Origin of the sequence: Martinezella rhizogenes (assembly GCF_007002745.1) — a bacterium.
GTDB classification, from domain to species: domain Bacteria; phylum Pseudomonadota; class Alphaproteobacteria; order Rhizobiales; family Rhizobiaceae; genus Agrobacterium; species Agrobacterium cucumeris.
The window spans coordinates 147224-163430 of record NZ_SGNY01000009.1; the positions used below are offsets into that span (position 1 = coordinate 147224).

Below are 16207 nucleotides of genomic sequence, written 5' to 3' on the forward strand. Positions count from 1 at the left end.
AATGAAACGGAACATGAAGACCTGCCTTTTTATTGGCATGGCCGCCCTCCTGGCATTTGCCGCTTTCCAGCTGAAGGATTTTCACATCGGCATAGGGGAGCGCGCCATGGGCGGCTATGATGGTTCCTCCACCGACCCTGAAGCAGCCTCCGATGCTGCGCGCGAAGCAAGGGAGGCGGCAGCACGCGCAGAAGCCGCAGTCGACGCCCTGAAACGCCAGGACTAGGTGTTGCAGCAGGCTCCCGGAAACCGCTGGTTCAGCGGTTCCTGAACAGATCGATGATGTTACGGCGCGCGGTGGTTGCGGGCACGGCGGTGCCGCGATCGACCTCCCGCGCGGCGATGGCCGGCGAACCGGAGCCATCAATATCCACCCAGCGACCGGCATGATCGGTGGATTGACGCTTGAGATAGCTATATGGCGTCTCGTCCCAGCGGAGGATTTTCGGCTTCATATTGTCGAGAATGAAATCGCCGCGATCCGTCCTTACCGTGAGGACCGCATGACCATCGCCCCGCTCGTCACGGACAACGGTGATCAGCAGGTTGGAGGCCGGCAGACCGATATCCATCAGCCGCTTGCGCTTTTCCAGCACGAGGTCGTCGCAATCCCCCGCACCCTTGTAGGGATATTCCCAGTAGTCCTCGTGGCCCCACACTTCCATGTCGGAGCGCTGATCGATTTCGACATTGACGGCGCTGTTGACCGAAACCATGGTTTTCCAGTTGTCGGGCGTGAGATGAAGCGGCGGCATGGCCTTCACGGGCTGACACTCCGCCGAATGCCGCTGGCAGAATTCATAATGTCCAACCGGCTGGGAAGTGATCGCGCCCGTCGACATCGACGGCGAAGCCTCTGCCGGTGAAAGCAGACCGGCCACGGTCAGAACAAAACATGCCTGCAGCAATTTGTTGAAATAGCTCATGTTCATCTCCTGATGACATGACCTATCGCTGCCGGTTTGAGTTCAAATGAAACAAACCGCTCGACTTTTAACGATCCCGAAAATTGGCGAACCTGCTACCGCCGGGTCGTGCGACACCCTTCGTAATCGCCAAGAACGGGAATGTGAGCGGCGGCAAACTTGCCATGCGGGGATGGCCTGCCTAAGAAAGACACACCACCACGATGAATCCCCGTTACAGAGAATGTTGCATGAGCCTGTTTGCGAAGATCACCCGCACAGCCACCGTCATCATGACACTGGCCTGCCTTCCTTCTTACGCCGTCGCGCAGCAGATGACTGTCGTTCCTCCCGGTAATCGCTCCGCCGAGCAGCCGGAAATACCACGCGCTTCGGCGATCCGGACCAAGGCTTTCTACACGACCTACGAGGAAAAATTCGGCAAGACGATTAACCTCCTGAACAGCGAGCCCGCCCTTCTCAGCAAGATCAGGAAGGCAGCAGCGGCCTATGGCATCGACCCGATCCACATTGTCGGTGCCATCGTCGGTGAGCACACCTTCAACGTCTCGGCCGTGGATCGCCTGCAGACCTATTACGTCAAGGCCATTTCCTACGCCGAACTCGATATCAAATTCAGTTATAATGGCGTTTCCCTGAAGTCATTCCTCCAGCGGCCGGAATTCCGGTCCTGCGAGCCGCTTGCCACCACCTCCGAACAATGGAGTTGCCGCGATACCGTCTGGGACGAAGATTTCCGCGGCAAGGTGGTGGATGGCGCCAGCTACGAGGCCATCTCGTTCCAGCGCGCCTTCTTCCAGCCCTTTTATGCCGGGCAGACCTTCGGTCTTGGCCAGATCAGCCCGCTGACGGCGTTGCAGGTCAGCGATCTCGTCAACAAAACGAGCGGCCTGCCGAAACTCTCGGCGGACAGGCCGAAGGAAATCTACCGTGACGTCATGGACCCCGACCGCAGCATCATCTACATCGCCGCCATCATCAGAGATTCCATCGATGCCTACCGGGAAAAGGGCTTCGACATCTCGGGCAATCCCGGCATTACCGCGACGCTCTATAATGTCGGCCAGCCAAGGCGGCGCGCCGAACGGCTGCGGGTGGCGGTGGATGCGGGCGCAAAAACCCGCCTGCCGGTTGAAAATTACTATGGATGGCTGATCAACGACCGCCTCGCCATCCTGAAAAACATTCTTGATGGCAAGGGCGTCGACCAGCGAACGACATCGGACATCGGCGAGAAAACGCGATAGCGACCGTTCCGTCGCCACCTCGTCAATCCTTGAGTGAGCCGGCCATCGCGTTGGTTATGGTTCGGACGGCGATAACAATTTCGTCATCTTGAATATCTGCGGAGTTCGATTTGGACAGTCTTCTCGAAACAACAGAAACCTTCATTCGCACACATCAGACATGGGCGGGTGTGATTGTCGGCTTCATTGCCTTCGGGGAATCGATCGTCATTCTCGGGCTCATAATTCCGGCCACGGCGCTGATGCTTCTGATCGGCGGGCTGGTCGGCAGCGGCGTCATCGACCCCTTTCCCGTGGTCACGGGAGCGATCCTCGGTGCGGTACTTGGCGACATCGTATCCTACATGATGGGCAAATGGCTGGGGCCGAGCGTGGTCCATCGATGGCCATTGCGGCACTATCGCGAACGGGTCGCTGGGGTGCGGCTCTTTTTCCGGAAATATGGCTTCTTTGCCGTGTTTTTCGGCCGTTTTTTCGGACCTTTGCGCTGCACGGTTCCTCTGGTCGCGGGCATGATCGGCATGGATCAGCGCCGCTTCCAGGCCGCCAATATCACCTCCGCCATTCTCTGGGTGCCGGTGCTGCTTGCCCCTGGCTGGCTCGCGGCAAAGGGCGCCGAACAGTTTGGCGAACTCACCGAAGTCCACTGGCTGGGCCTTGCGGTTCTGGCGACGGCAATCGCAATTCTGATCGCCTTTGTCGGCGCCTTGATCACGCGACGCATGACCCCCGCGAGGAAGAGGCCAAGCCGCGCGCGGTGATGGCGCAGCGCCGGCAGATTTCGCCGTTCTGCAAGCACCCCACATCAGGCTCCAGCTGCCGGCATCAGGCCAGGCTGGATGAAAATGCTTTCCCGTCCAGGAGAAATCTGCTAATTCAGCCCGCACAAGAATTCACGGATAGCGGGATAAATTCGCCCTATGCCTGACGAAGGCGACAGTACCGACAGTAGTCGACACCGAACGAGGCTGGCTCGCGTGAAGCGCAGCCAGCCTCGGATTTTCTTGTTTTCCTCAACGCGACAGCTTTCAGCCTCGGATGTTCAGTCCGGGGCTTTACGTGTTCGCATCCATTCCCATAAAGGCTCCTGAACATGGAATTCCTAGCAGATCCGAACATCTGGATCGGCCTCGTCACCCTTATCGTTCTCGAAGTCGTTCTCGGCATCGACAATCTCGTCTTCATCGCGATCCTTGCCGACAAGCTACCACCACACCAGCGCCACAAGGCTCGGGTCATCGGCCTGTCGCTGGCGCTCATCATGCGCGTCCTGCTGCTGTTTTCGATCTCATGGATCGTCACGCTGACGCGGCCACTATTTACAGTCGCGGACTTCTCCTTCTCCGGACGCGATCTCATCCTCATCATCGGCGGCGCCTTCCTGCTCGCCAAGGGAACCATGGAGCTGCACGAACGGCTTGAGGGTGACCACAAGCCGAAGCAGGGCAAGGTGGTCCATGCGGTCTTCTGGCAGGTCATCGTGCAGATCGTCGTACTCGACGCCGTGTTCTCGCTCGATAGCGTCATTACCGCCGTCGGCATGGTCAACAATCTCTGGGTAATGATCACCGCCGTCTGCGTGGCCATGGCCGTGATGATGGCGGCCTCCAGGCCGCTGATGACATTCGTGTCGAAACATCCGACCGTGGTCATTCTCTGCCTAGGCTTCCTGTTGATGATCGGGTTCAGCCTGATCGTCGAAGGTTTCGGTTTCCATCTTCCGAAGGGTTACCTCTATGCGGCCATAGGCTTTTCCGTGCTCATTGAGGCGGCAAACCAGCTTGGCAGGCGCAACCGCGAAAAGCGCATCACCGCCGGTGATATGCGTGAGCGCACCTCCGATGCCATTCTGCGGCTTCTCGGCGGCCGGGTGGGTGAACAGCCGCTTGGCGAGACGGCCGATCTTATCGCCGAACAGGCCACCCTCAGCGACCTGTTCAAATCCGAAGAAAAGGACATGATCCGCGGCGTGCTGACACTTGCCGAACGCCCCGTTGTCTCGATCATGACACCACGCACCGAGATCGACTGGCTGGATATCGACGCCGACCCGGAGACGCTGCGCCACCGCCTGCTGGAACTCGACCATTCCCGGTTGATGCTCGCGCAGGGCAAGCTGGACTCCTTCCTCGGCGTCGCGGCCACAAAGGACCTGCTGCGCGATCTTCTGCGTGACGGCAGCCTGAACCTTGAAAGCTCGCTGCGGCAGCCGCTTGTGGTGCATGAGAGCGCCACGGCCCTGCAGGTCATGGAACAGCTGCGCAAATCTCCGTTGCAGATGGCCGTCATCATCGATGAATACGGTACGCTGCAGGGTATAGCCACGCCGACGGATATTCTCGAGGCGATCGCCGGCGAATTCCCTGAAGAAGGCGAAGAACTGCTGATTTCGGAAAAGGCGGAAGACGGCTCCTGGCTTATCGACGGCGCCGTCGATATCAGAAGGGCGTCTTATCTTCTCGACATCGATCTCGTGGATGAGGCCGATCGTTATTCCACCGTCGCGGGCTACATCCTGTGGCGTCTCAACCGCCTCCCCGAGGTCGGCGAGCGTGTTTCCGGCGACGGCTTCGCTTTCGAGATCGTATCCCGTTCAGAACGGAACATCGAGAAGGTCCGGGCGTGGAATGACGCGGTGAGCGAAGCTTAAAGCCGAACGGCCGAGAGGATGCCTAACTGGCAGCCTCTCGGCACACACGGCGTCACCCTCGGCCTCGTGCCGAGGGCTTGTCACTACCCTGAATTCAAGGAGGACCGAGGCGGTCTTTCTTTAATGTGCGGCGTCGATCATCGCGATCCAGCCGGCAGCCCGGCGGGCAGCATCCGCAAGCACGGGCTTCGGTGCCTTGAACCATTCGTTTTCCGGCAATTCACGCTTCACGCGAACGAAGTCGATGGCATCGTCAAGCGTCGGGAATTCCACCGGCAGCGTCAGGTGCAGAAAGAGCGCAACGACGGCGACGGAACGCGACCGCCCTCCCCGGCAATTGATGAGCACGCTACCACGCTCCCTCCGGGGATAGGACGGTTTGTCGGGCAATATCTGCTCCAGCGCCGCCCGCAGAATGTAATGGGCAGCAACCATCTGGGTATCGGGGTTTCCGGCGCCATCGATCAGGCCGATCTTGTAGTAGCGGATTTCGCCCGGCCCATAGACACTGCCCTCATGATCGGAAACGATTTGCGGTTGCTCCACAAAATTGAAGTCGAGATTAACGGCGCAATTGACGACGGTGGTGATGCCGTTCTGACGCAGAAGGTTGAGGTCGCTCGCGCCCTCCTTGCCGGAAATGAAAAGATCGACGCCATAAAGCGGATGCCGCTCATAGATGCGGCTGAGCTTCGGCAATTCGCGGGATTCCTGCTCTGGGGATTGGATCTTTTCCGGTTGTGGCATGTCATGTCTCCGTCGGTGCCGATATTACGTCTTCAGGCCTTCGTGGCCGGCTGGCTATGCTGCGCTTTTGCCTTTGCGGTGCGGTCTGCGGATATGGATCGCGCCACCCGCTGCAATGTCGGGTAGTTCGCCCCTTCGCCCGTGGCGATATAGCCGGGGCAGAGGAAATCGGCGGAGCCTTCCGCCACCTTTCCAAGGGTCAGCGGCTCATAGGTTCCGCCCGCGTTCTTGAGGATAAGAATGGCTGCGGCCACATCCCAGGCATTAACGCCGAAACCGGCGGCCGCATCCGTCCAGCCCGCCGCAACATGGGCGATGCTGAGCGCGGCGCTGCCAGGCCGGCGCAATGTCGAGAAGGTCTCGACAAGAGCGCCGAAATTGGCAAGCGCCGCTTCCCGCCCATCCAGCCGGAAATCACGCGAGACAGGATAACCGGTGATCAAGGTCGCCCGGGTCTCGTCTGCAACACTGCGGGAGCGCAGCTTGTCTCCGTCCAGATAGGAAGCTTCAAGGTTGGCGGAAAACATCTGGTCCGCCACGGGATCATAGACCACGCCGGCAACGGCCTCGCCGTCAATGACGGAGGCAATGGACACGCACCAGAAGGCGAGGCCACGGGCGAAATTCGCCGTGCCGTCAATCGGATCGACATACCACTGCACATCGCCGCTGCCGATCTGGCCGCCTTCTTCGCCCATGATCGCTGAATTGGGTTCGCTTGCGAGAATGACAGCACGAATGGCGGCTTCAGCACGCTTGTCATGAATAGTGACGATGTCGTGGAGATCGACTTTATAGTCCACTGCCATTTCCGAGCGGAACGCCGAAAGCAGCGGATCACGCACGGCCCGCGCAGCCGTCTCGGCGATTTTCATCAACCGCATCGAACGGGAAAGCGCCGCCTCATTTCCAGATTTGCGCTCGGTTGAAGATGCGGTCTGCATTGGCATATCCAGTCTGTTCGTTCAAAAAAGAAGGAGGAGGCGGCGCGGCCTGGGCCGCGCCAGCCGGGATTATTTCCTGTAGTTGACGCGCCAGACGTCCTGCCATTCCTCACGGCGGTCGAAGTCATCAAGGCCGGTGGCGGAATCATAGCCCATCAGCCTGTCGGCGACCTTCATAAGCCCCGAGGGTTCGTCAGCCGGCATCTTGATGTCGATATTGGTCGGCAGCTTGCCGTCCTTCATCTGCGGGGCGATCCCCTCTTCCGTCAGGACATAATGGATGAAGAGCTTCGCCATATTCGGGCTCTTGGTCTTGGAGGCGATCAGCCCAAGCTTGATGTAGGTCCAGCCGACCCATGGATCGAGGCCCGTGCAGAGGCCGAGCTTGTAACCCTTGTCGGCATTGTCGCGGAACTTGGCCGAACTGAGCAGGCCGAAAAAAGGCTGTTTCTGGCCGGGCGCACCGACAGCTTCCGCCACCGGGTCATCACCTTCGGTGGCAAGCGGGCCGTTTGCAGCCATTGCCTTGATCCAGGCGGCCGACGCGCCTTTTTCCTCTATCTCCTTGCCGAAATGGGCCTTGTAGGCTGCAGCCACCTTCTGATTTCCATGGGCTTCGAGCTGGTTGAACCAGTCCGTATAGGTGCTCTTGCTCAAGGGATCGACCATGGCGACCTTGCCTTTCCATTTCGGCTCGGTCAGTTCCCAGATGTTGCCCACCGGGCATTTGTCATGGGCTTCGGTATTATAGGCCCAGACATTGGCGTTGGTGGAAATTGCCAGCGGGTTCTGAAACTGCGCCGGGATTTTCGCTGCCATGTCGCCCGGCAGGTAATTCTCGACAAAACCCGCCGGCAGAAGCTGCGCGAGCGCCGATGGCGCATCGGTAATCAGCACCACATCGCCCTGAACGTTGCCGGACTGGCTTTCGCGGATGATCATCTCCAGCTGGCTATTGGCCGAGACCTTCACACCCGTTGCCTTCAGCCCGTATTTGGCGCTGAACTTATCGGCCATCTCGACGATCTTGCCGGTGCTGTCATAGATATTGATCGGCTTTTCCTGCTTTGCCGCCGCCAGGATCGTATCGAGATCGAAGGCCTCTTCGGCCGCAGCGGCCATTGCAGACAATCCGATCATTGCCGCAGCAATGGCTGACGCCGCTCTCAAATTGGTTCTTTTCATCGTTTCCCCTCCCAAGGAAAAGACAGGCGGGCTTGGCGCCCGCCTTCCGTTTATTTTTTGTAGTTCACCCGCCAGAAATCCTGCCAACCTTCGCGCTTGTCGAGGTCGTCGGCCGCCGTTGCGGCATCGAACGCCATCAGCTCATCGAGATGATCGGCAACCTTCGAGGGTTCATCCGCCGGCAGAGCGATTTTCGTATTGCCGGAGAGTTTGCCGTCGGCGGTCTGGGGCGCGATGCCCTCTTCCGTCATCAGGTAATGCAGGAAAAGCTTCGCCGCATTCGGGCTTTTCGTCTGCCCGGCAATCAAGCCGAAACCGGGGTAGAGAAATCCGGAAAAGGGCTTTACGCCGCTGCAAAGCCCGAGCTTCAGCCCCTTTGCCTCGTTGTCACGATATTTCGCCACCGAGGTGATGACGAAGAAGGGATCGGCCTGCCCCGGCGCACCGGCCGCATCCGCAACCGAACTTGAATCCGTCAGCAGCGGCGCATTTTCGGCAAAGGCCTTCACCCAGGCCGCCGTTGCGCTTTTTTCGCCCGTTTCCAGCTTCTTGCCGTAGAGATCCTCATAGGCCCTGGCAACATCGGCATCGTGGTGGGTTTCGATCTGGTTGAACCAGTCGGCATAAAGCGGCTTGTCGAAGAGATCGAGCATGGCCAGCTTGCCCTTCCATCGCGGCTCCGTCAGCTGCCAGATATTGGTGACCGGGCATGTGTCGTATTTCTCGGTATTGTAGGTAAACACATGCGGGTCCGAGACGACGACCAGCGGATCGCGCAGCTTTTGCGGAATATCGCCTTCCATATCCGGCGGTGACCAACTGGTGGCGATGCCTTCCGGCAAAAGCTCCCCCATGGCGGAGGCGACATCGGTTGCGACGCTGACATCGCCGACGACATTGCCGGCCCGATGCTCGCGGATCATCAACTCAACCTGCGTCGCCTCGTTCACCTTCTTGCCGCTCGCCTGCACGCCGTATTTGGCGGTGAAGGCCTGCGCGGTATCAACGATCTTGCCGGTCACCGCATAAACGGTGATCGGCTTTTCCTTCTTCGCGGCATCGATGAGCGCATCGAGATTAAAAGCGTCCTGCGCATAGACGGCCCCGCTGAGTGCCAGCGAGAAGCCAAGGCAAATTGCGGAGGCGGTCCCCCGCCGCCTGCGCTCATTGCCATTCTTGTTCTGAGTAGTGATCGTCACCAAGTGCTCCCCCCGTTATTTTTTGTAGTTCACGCGCCAGAAGTCCTGCCAGGTTTCGCGCGCATCCCAGTCGTCAAGGCTGGTGGCCATGCTGTAGGGCAGGATGTCATTAAGAACCGCGCCGATACCCGAAGGCTCGTCGGCAGGCAGGCTCACCTCTTTGTTCGTCGACATCTTGCCGTCGATTGCCTGCGGCGCGATGCCTTCAGCGGTCATGATGTAATGAATGAAGAGCTTCGCCGCGTTCGGGCTATCCGTGCCCTTGGTAATCAGGCCGACGCCCGGATAAAGCCAGCCGGCCCACGGCTTCAGCTCCTTGCAGAGGCCAAGTTTCATTCCCTTCTCGGCGTTGTCACGGAACTTGGCCGAGCTGATGAGGCCCATGAACGCGTCCTTCTGGCCGGGCGAACCCACGGCTTCGGCGGCCGCCGCATCGGCGTCGGTCAGCAGCGGGGCGTTGGCGGCAAGTGCCTTTACCCAGGCTGCGGTGGCGCTCGTCTCTGCTGTTTCGATATCCTTGCCATAGAGCGCCTTGTAGGCGGCTTTCACCTCGCCATCGCCGTGCTTGGCCATCTGGTTGAACCAGTCGACATAGGATGCCTTGCCGAGCGGATCCTGCATCGCCACCTTGCCCTTCCACTTCGGGTCGGTCAGTTCCCAGATGTTGGAAACGGGGCATTTGTCGAAAAGCTCGCTATTATAGGCCCAGACGTTGGCGCTGGTGACGACGGTGAGCGGATCCTGATATTCCGGCGGAATATTGCCGGCCATATCCGGCGGCAGCCAGCTTTCGACAAAACCCATCGGAATAAGCTGCGCCATCGCCGCCGGCGCATCGCTGATGATCGAGACATCGCCCTGAATATTGTTGGCGCGCGCCTCGCGGATGATCATTTCCAGCTGGGCCGAGGCCTTGACCTTCGCACCCTCGGCACCGACGCCATATTTCGCGGCAAAGTTCTTCGCCATTTCGACGATCTTGCCGGTGCTGTCATAAACGGTGATCGGTTTTTCCTTTTTTGCCGCCTCGATCAGGGCATTGAGGTCGAACGGCTCTTCCGCCTTCGCCGCGCCGCCAAACGTTGCGACAATTGCCGTTGCACATAACAGCCGGCTCAAACCCGTCATTGTCCGCTTCATACTGTTTCTCCTTCAGCCGTTTTTGCCGGCGTTTTCAGTTGTAGGTGCTGTTGCGTAGAACGGCGTCCGCCTCGGTGACCCGCTGTCCCTTTGCATCGAAAGCGTGCAGGGCTTCCGGCGGCACGTGGAAAAACACGCGGTCGCCGCTGTCGATACGCGGCAGGGAATGGGTGGTGAGGAACAGCGTGTGGTTTTCACTTCTCAATTCAAGAATCCAGCTGCCGCCGGTCGGCAGCACGCCCGTCACCGTCATCTCGCCGGAGAAGCTGCCCTGTGGCACGTCTTCCGGCTTCATCACGTAACCCATCGCCTCCGGCCGCATGCCGACCGAGGCAATACCGCGCAGTTGCGGATAACGCGCCGCAAAATAAGCTTCCGCCTTGTCGGCAACATCCGAGACGCCGGGCTGACCGAAGGTCAGGATATTGATCGGCGGGCTGCCGACAAATTCGGCGACGAAGCGGTTGGCGGGGCGATCATAGATATCGTTCGGCGTGCCCATCTGCTGCAGCGTGCCCTCGTTCATGACCGCGATGGTGGTGGCAAGCGTCATGGCTTCCCACTGGTCATGCGTCACGAAGACGATGGTGGTCTTGAACTCCTTGTGCAGCCGCTTCAGTTCGGCGCGCATTTCCAGCCGCAGCCGGGCATCCAGATTGGAGAGTGGTTCGTCCAGAAGCAGAACGCCGGGATTGACGGCAAGCATGCGGGCAAGCGCCACGCGCTGCTGCTGGCCACCGGAAAGCTGCGACGGGTAACGATCGCGATATTTGGCGATATCGAGCGCCTGCATGACGCGTTCGACACGAGCTTCACGTTCGGCCTTCGGCAGCTTACGCAGACGCAGGCCGAAATCCGTATTGCGCTCGATCGTCAAATGCGGCCACAGCGCATAGCTCTGGAAGACCAGGCCCATTTCACGCTTTTCCGGCGGCACGAAGATGCCATCGGTAACGGAATCGATCACCCGGTCGCCGACGCGGATTTCCCCGCCGGAGAGGTTTTCGAGGCCGGCGATCATCCGCAGCGTCGTGGTCTTGCCGCAGCCGGAAGGGCCGAGCAGGCACATGAATTCACCGTCGCGGATTTCAAGATCGAGATCGGAAACCGCATTTGCGGAATTCACACCGTAGTTTTTCTGCGCACCGCGCAGGTTGATGGTAGGCATCAGCTTCCAAGTCCTTCTGCAAGATTTGTGCGGGTCAGTTTCTGGGCCAACAGCGTGCCGAAATAGGCGATGCCGGCGATGATCAGCACCACGGCGTTGGCGGCCTGCGTGTAGTGGTAATCGACCAGTCGCAGCGAATAGGTGGTCAGCACGTCCGTGCTCGGTACGGCGAGGATGACGAAGAGGCTCAAGCCCTTGATGCCCGAGATGAAGGGCAGGAGAACCCCCGTCACCAGCGACCCCTTCTGGATCGGGATGACGATGGAGATCATGCGGCGGAACCAGCCGGCACCGGCAATCTGCGCCGCCTCTTCCGGGTCCTTTCCAAGCTGCGTCATGGCCGAGATGCCGGCGCGTGAGGCATAGGGCATCTGGTCGGCAATCAGCGCCAGTATGAGGATCGTCACCGTGCCATAGAGCGCCGGCATCGGCCCGCGCGGAACGGCAAACAGCGACAGATAGGCGGCGGCAAAAGCGATGCCGGGCACGAGATAGGGCAGGAAAGTTACCTGTCGCAGATAGACCGACAGGGCGCGCACCGGCGTGCGGATGACGACATAACCGACCAGGAGGCCGAGAACGCCTGATGTCAGCGAGGCAAGCCCGACGATCATCATCGTGTTTTTGGCGGCCGCCCAGAGATCAGGGCTCAAAAGAACGCCGGTCTGCAAAGCCACGGTGTTGAGGTTGGTGCCAATCCAGTAATCGAGCGTGAAGTTGTCGAGCGTGAATTTGGCCGGCATTTTCATGATGGTCGAGAGCGCCAGCGTCAGAAGCGGCAGACCGACGCTGAGGATGAAGATGGCAGCCGCAAAGCCGGTTGCCGGAAGCCGCATCTTGCCGAGGCGGTTTTGCCGGTTCATCGAGCCTTTCGAACCGATGGTCACGAACCGGCGCGCTTCGCGAACGAGGCGGGCATCGATCATCAGCGTGATGATGCCGATGAGCATGATCGAGGCCGCAACGACACCGGCAACACCGGTCTGGCGCGACGCAATGCTACGGAACAGCGAGGTGGACAGGACTTCGAACTTCACGGGCAACCCGAGAACATAGGGTACGCCGAATTCACCGAGGCACTTCGCAAAGATCAGCACCATGGAAGACAACAGCGCCGGGCGCATCAGCGGCATGATCACCTGCAAGGCCACTTGATAACGGTGTGCACCGAGAATGCGGGCGGAATCTTCAAGCTGCGAGTCGAAGCGGCGAAGCGCCGAGCCGAACAGCAGGATGACAAAAGGCGTATAATGCAGGGCAAGGATGATGGTGATCGGGAAACGCCCATAGGCAACCCAGTCCGGCGGAGTGAGGCCGATGGCCTCGAACCAGCCGGGCTGGCCACCAACGGTGCGGTTCTTGAACAGGGTCGTCCAGGCCAGCGCAAAGGTCCAGGCCGGCAGCATATAGGGCACGATCAGCGCGGTGGCGAACCAGCGTCGACCGAACATGTCCGTGCGGCTGATAAGCCAGGCAAGCACGGTGCCGATGACCAGCGAAAGCGCGATCGCCCCGAAAGCCACGGTCAGCGTGTTAAAGAGCGGCCGCCAGAAAAGGTCTGTCGCGACAGGCGAGAAAAACGCCCTGTCGAGATAATAAAGCGTGAGGTCGCCAACATCCTTGCCAAGACGCCGTTCATGGCCGAACTGGACGCGGACGGCGTCGAGAATAATCGAAATGATCGGAACGACGATCAGATAGGTAAAAAGCAGGGCCGTCAGAACGCCGATCAGCGTCGTCGGCTCCCGGAGCGCGACCTTGAGGCGGTATCGCCAGGCCTGCCATGCCGAAGGCGCGGTCGCAGGGGGACGCCCCAATGCCTCCGCCTTCGTCGATTCGCTTAAAAGAGCCATTATCTCTCCCCGTATGGCCACGCCATTGCCCTGACACGCCGGCAAGCATCTGCCTTCGCGAAGCCTGAAAAACAGACGGCGCGTGCGTGACCTTCAACAATGCATCAATGCTTCAGAAGCGGGCTTCCAACCCGCCCACAACGATGATCCCAGCTCCTCCCGAAAACATCGCCGGCAAAGCGGAGGTAGAATAAAAATTCCATAACTCACTTCACCTTGGAATGCATGATCCGTCTTAAAAGACGTTTTGTCAACGAAAAAATGCACACGTGATCACTATCTTATTTATTTGTTTTAAAACGTCTTTTTGTCACAAAACTGTAATTTTTTGAGCGCGACATTCAGAGGAATGTTTTTCCCGACGCGAGGGCAATGGAACGAATGAGACATTTACCCGGGATGTGCGCGGTCATCCCACTCAAGCGCAGCGGCAGGCAGCCGAAAAATTTCGATTGGAATAGCCGACGCCACATCGCCTGTGATATCAGGCATAGGATTTCGCAACCGGGGGAGTTGAATGGCGAGAGGGTTCGTGACAGCCGAAGAGGTGGCAAAAAAGGCCGGGGTCTCGCGCTCCGCCGTCTCGCGCACCTTCACTCCCGGCGGGAGCGTTTCGAAGGTGGTGCGGCGCAAGGTGCTGAAAGCCGCGCAGGAACTTGGCTACCGCGTCAATCGTCTGGCGCAGGGCCTTAATAATGATCGCTCCAACCTCATCGGTGTCGTCGGCGCCAATCTGAGTTCGCCCTTCATTTCAAAGCAGCTTGATCTGCTCAGCATCGGCCTTCTGCGCCGCGGCCTGCAATGCCTGCTGCTGAATGCGGCGGATGCGCGCAAGGACATCGCGCCGCTGATCGAGCTTCTTTTCGAGTTCCGCGCCCAGGCGATCGTCGTTCTCTCCGGCGAACCGCCGGCTTCGATCGTTGATGAATGCATCGCCAATGGCGTGCGCCTCATCCTCATCAACCAGCGTCTCGACCGCACTGACACCAATATGGTGCTGAGCGACGATTCCCACGGGGCCGACCTTGCCGCCATGCGGCTTGTGGCGGCCAAGTGCCGCAAGGTCGCGGTCATTTCCAGCGGCAGCCAGACCCCGGCGCAGCTGCGCCGCGCCGGCGCCTTCACCCAGCGCATGACCATCGAAGGCATCGAGGTCGTTCCCTGGTCCGGCGGACCAACGAGCTATGACAGCGGTTATCAGGCCGGTTGCGAATTGCTGGCCGACAAGGCGATCGATGGCGCATTCTGCGTGACCGATCTGCTGGCGCTCGGTTTCATGGACGCCGCACGTCTGGAAATGGGTCGCCGGGTGCCGGAAGATCTCTCGATCGTCGGTTTCGATGATATTCCGCAGGCCGGCTGGAAAAGCTATCAACTGACCACCGTTGCCCAATCCTTCGACGCGCTGACCGAGAAAGTCCTGACCGCACTCGACAGCGACCTGCCGGAAACCCGGCTTCAGGTCGTGCCCGTTTCCATGGTCGAGCGCATCACCGCGCGCTAACCAACCTGCTTGATGCGGCTTTCGATCAGGAGGCCGCTTTCATCGAGGATCGGATGAGCAACGGCGGCGATATGGGCGTTGATGCGTTTGAGGTCGCGCAGCATGTCCAGATGCACGGAGCTGGTCTGGATGCTATCGGCCCGGCCGTCGCGCAGGCGCTGCAGATGGCGCTCCGAAGACTGCTTTTCGAGGCGCCGCACATCTTCCTTCACTTCCACCAGCCGGCGGGCAAGATCAGCATTGCGGGTCGCGAAAACCGATTGGGCCATGCGGATATTATCCAGTGTGACGGCGAAAAGACGCTCCAGCTCATTCTTGCCGTCAGCAGAAAACTGCAGGCCAAGATCGATCTTCTTGGCGATTTCCGGACGGATGCCTTTCTCGATGATATCGCCGATATGTTCGAGATTGATGGCATATTCGACGATATCCATCGCGCGGCGCTGGTCTTTGCGGCAAAGCCCGTCATGCCCGACCTTCGAGACATAGACCTTGATGTCATGCTGAATACGGTCGACCCGGCCTTCCAGCGTGCTGATGTCGTTGAGTTTCGCGACGTCGCTATCGCGCATCGCCCCATTTGCCTGCCGCAGCATGCGCTCGATCAGGTCGCCGACCAGCAGCACCTCGCGGCTCGCACCGGCAAGTGCTGCAACCGGCTGATCGAGATCGTGACTGTCGAGATAGCTGTGGCTGCTTTCGCCTCCCTCTTTTTCCGGCAGCATTGCCTTCGTTACCCGCAAAAGCAGCGGCGAGAGCGGCCATGCGATGGCGGCAACAGCCAGATTGAAGAAAAGATGCGCATCAACAGCGAGATTGGCGTGCGAAAAGGGCGACATATCCAGAAGCACTGCGCCATATCCGGCAAGAGGCAGGGCCAGAAGACAGCCGATGGCCCTGACGATGAGGTTGCCGACAGTCACCCGCCGCGCCGCAATCGGCGCTTTCAGCGTTGCCAGCACCGGCGGCACCGCACCGCCGAGATTGGCACCGAGCACCAGCACGATGACAAGGCTCGTTTCGATGCCGCCACTTGCTGCGAGCGACAGGATGAGAACCACAATCGCCAGACTGGAAGATGCCAGTACCGCCAGGACGGCGGAGAAAATCAGCGCCACCGGCCAGGCATTGCCAAGCAATGAAATGAAGAGACCAAGCGCCGGAGATTGTCTGATCGGATCGGTCGCCGCGGAAAGAAGGTGCAGGGAAAGCAGCATCAGGCCGACGCCGGCAAGGGCCGCACCCGCTCCCTGCCGCTGCGCCGATTTTTCCCGTAGCAGGATGACGCCAGCGAGGATGAGCATCGGCGACAGCCAGCCGAGCCCGAGCGCGACAATCCACGCGGTCATCGCGGTGCCAACATTGGCCCCCAGCAGCACGATCTGCGCCATGGCCGGCGCGATAAGGTCTTTTTCAACGAAAGAAGCGACCATCAACGCGGTTGCGGTCGAACTCTGCAAGGCGATCGTCGCCACGAGACCGGCAACGAAGGAGCGAAAACCGCCCCGTGTGCCGGCTGCAAGACCGGTGCGAAGCCTGGCGCCAAATGCGCGCGACATACCGTCCTTGATCTGCGCAAGGCCGAAAAGCAGCAGCGCCACCGCGCCGAACAGATTGATGCTGACAACGACCGATTCCATCGGA

At 59.7% G+C, this 16207-nt stretch carries 14 protein-coding genes; 5 read left to right on the plus strand and 9 right to left on the minus strand.

Features of this window, described 5'->3' with window-relative positions:
* The first annotated feature begins 1 nt into the window (after position 1).
* Positions 2-226, plus strand: a complete 225-nt coding sequence (locus EXN68_RS27705) for a hypothetical protein (RefSeq protein WP_142842934.1) — start codon at positions 2-4, stop codon at positions 224-226.
* A 31-nt stretch (positions 227-257) separates the two neighbouring features.
* On the opposite strand, the gene EXN68_RS22430 is transcribed toward EXN68_RS27705, so the two are convergent.
* Positions 258-926, minus strand: a complete 669-nt coding sequence (locus tag EXN68_RS22430; protein ID WP_142842935.1) for a transglutaminase-like cysteine peptidase — start codon at positions 924-926, stop codon at positions 258-260.
* 230 nt (positions 927-1156) lie between these two features.
* On the opposite strand from EXN68_RS22430, the gene EXN68_RS22435 reads away from it, so the two are divergent.
* The 3 genes from EXN68_RS22435 to EXN68_RS22445 all read left to right on the plus strand — a co-directional run bounded on the left by EXN68_RS22435 (position 1157) and on the right by EXN68_RS22445 (position 4823).
* Positions 1157-2173, plus strand: coding sequence for a DUF1402 family protein (locus EXN68_RS22435; RefSeq protein ID WP_142842936.1), 1017 nt, complete (start codon positions 1157-1159; stop codon positions 2171-2173).
* Between the two features lie 110 nt (positions 2174-2283).
* Positions 2284-2934, plus strand: coding sequence for a DedA family protein (locus tag EXN68_RS22440; protein ID WP_142842937.1), 651 nt, complete (start codon positions 2284-2286; stop codon positions 2932-2934).
* A 332-nt stretch (positions 2935-3266) separates the two neighbouring features.
* Complete coding sequence (locus EXN68_RS22445) at positions 3267-4823, plus strand: TerC family protein (RefSeq protein WP_142842938.1); 1557 nt, start codon at positions 3267-3269, stop codon at positions 4821-4823.
* A gap of 120 nt (positions 4824-4943) precedes the next feature.
* Here EXN68_RS22445 and EXN68_RS22450 read toward each other — a convergent pair whose 3' ends face one another.
* From EXN68_RS22450 to EXN68_RS22480, 7 genes are all read right to left on the minus strand, one after another.
* Positions 4944-5570: a dual specificity protein phosphatase family protein gene (locus tag EXN68_RS22450; RefSeq protein ID WP_142842939.1), complete on the minus strand. Its 627-nt coding sequence runs from the start codon at positions 5568-5570 to the stop codon at positions 4944-4946.
* Between the two features lie 32 nt (positions 5571-5602).
* Complete coding sequence (locus EXN68_RS22455; RefSeq protein ID WP_161991452.1) at positions 5603-6520, minus strand: inositol monophosphatase family protein; 918 nt, start codon at positions 6518-6520, stop codon at positions 5603-5605.
* A gap of 63 nt (positions 6521-6583) precedes the next feature.
* A complete protein-coding gene (locus EXN68_RS22460; RefSeq protein ID WP_237681455.1) occupies positions 6584-7654 on the minus strand; it encodes an ABC transporter substrate-binding protein in 1071 nt (356 codons plus the stop codon).
* 95 nt (positions 7655-7749) lie between these two features.
* Positions 7750-8898 carry an ABC transporter substrate-binding protein gene (locus tag EXN68_RS22465; protein WP_142842942.1) on the minus strand — a complete coding sequence of 383 codons (1149 nt, stop codon included), beginning with the start codon at positions 8896-8898 and terminating at the stop codon, positions 7750-7752.
* Between the two features lie 15 nt (positions 8899-8913).
* Positions 8914-10038 carry an ABC transporter substrate-binding protein gene (locus EXN68_RS22470; RefSeq protein ID WP_142842943.1) on the minus strand — a complete coding sequence of 375 codons (1125 nt, stop codon included), beginning with the start codon at positions 10036-10038 and terminating at the stop codon, positions 8914-8916.
* Between the two features lie 34 nt (positions 10039-10072).
* A complete protein-coding gene (locus EXN68_RS22475) occupies positions 10073-11206 on the minus strand; it encodes an ABC transporter ATP-binding protein (RefSeq protein ID WP_142842944.1) in 1134 nt (377 codons plus the stop codon).
* Complete coding sequence (locus EXN68_RS22480) at positions 11206-13059, minus strand: ABC transporter permease (protein WP_142842945.1); 1854 nt, start codon at positions 13057-13059, stop codon at positions 11206-11208. The genes EXN68_RS22475 and EXN68_RS22480 overlap by 1 nt, the downstream gene beginning before the upstream one ends.
* Before the next feature lie 517 nt (positions 13060-13576).
* Here EXN68_RS22480 and EXN68_RS22485 point away from each other — a divergent pair.
* On the plus strand, positions 13577-14563 hold the full coding sequence (locus tag EXN68_RS22485) for a LacI family DNA-binding transcriptional regulator (protein ID WP_142842946.1): 987 nt from the start codon (positions 13577-13579) through the stop codon (positions 14561-14563).
* Here EXN68_RS22485 and EXN68_RS22490 read toward each other — a convergent pair.
* Positions 14560-16203 (minus strand): Na/Pi cotransporter family protein, encoded by a 1644-nt coding sequence (locus EXN68_RS22490; RefSeq protein WP_142843015.1) that lies wholly within the window; start codon positions 16201-16203, stop codon positions 14560-14562. The two genes, EXN68_RS22485 and EXN68_RS22490, sit on opposite strands and share 4 nt — an antisense overlap.
* Positions 16204-16207: the final 4 nt, after the last annotated feature.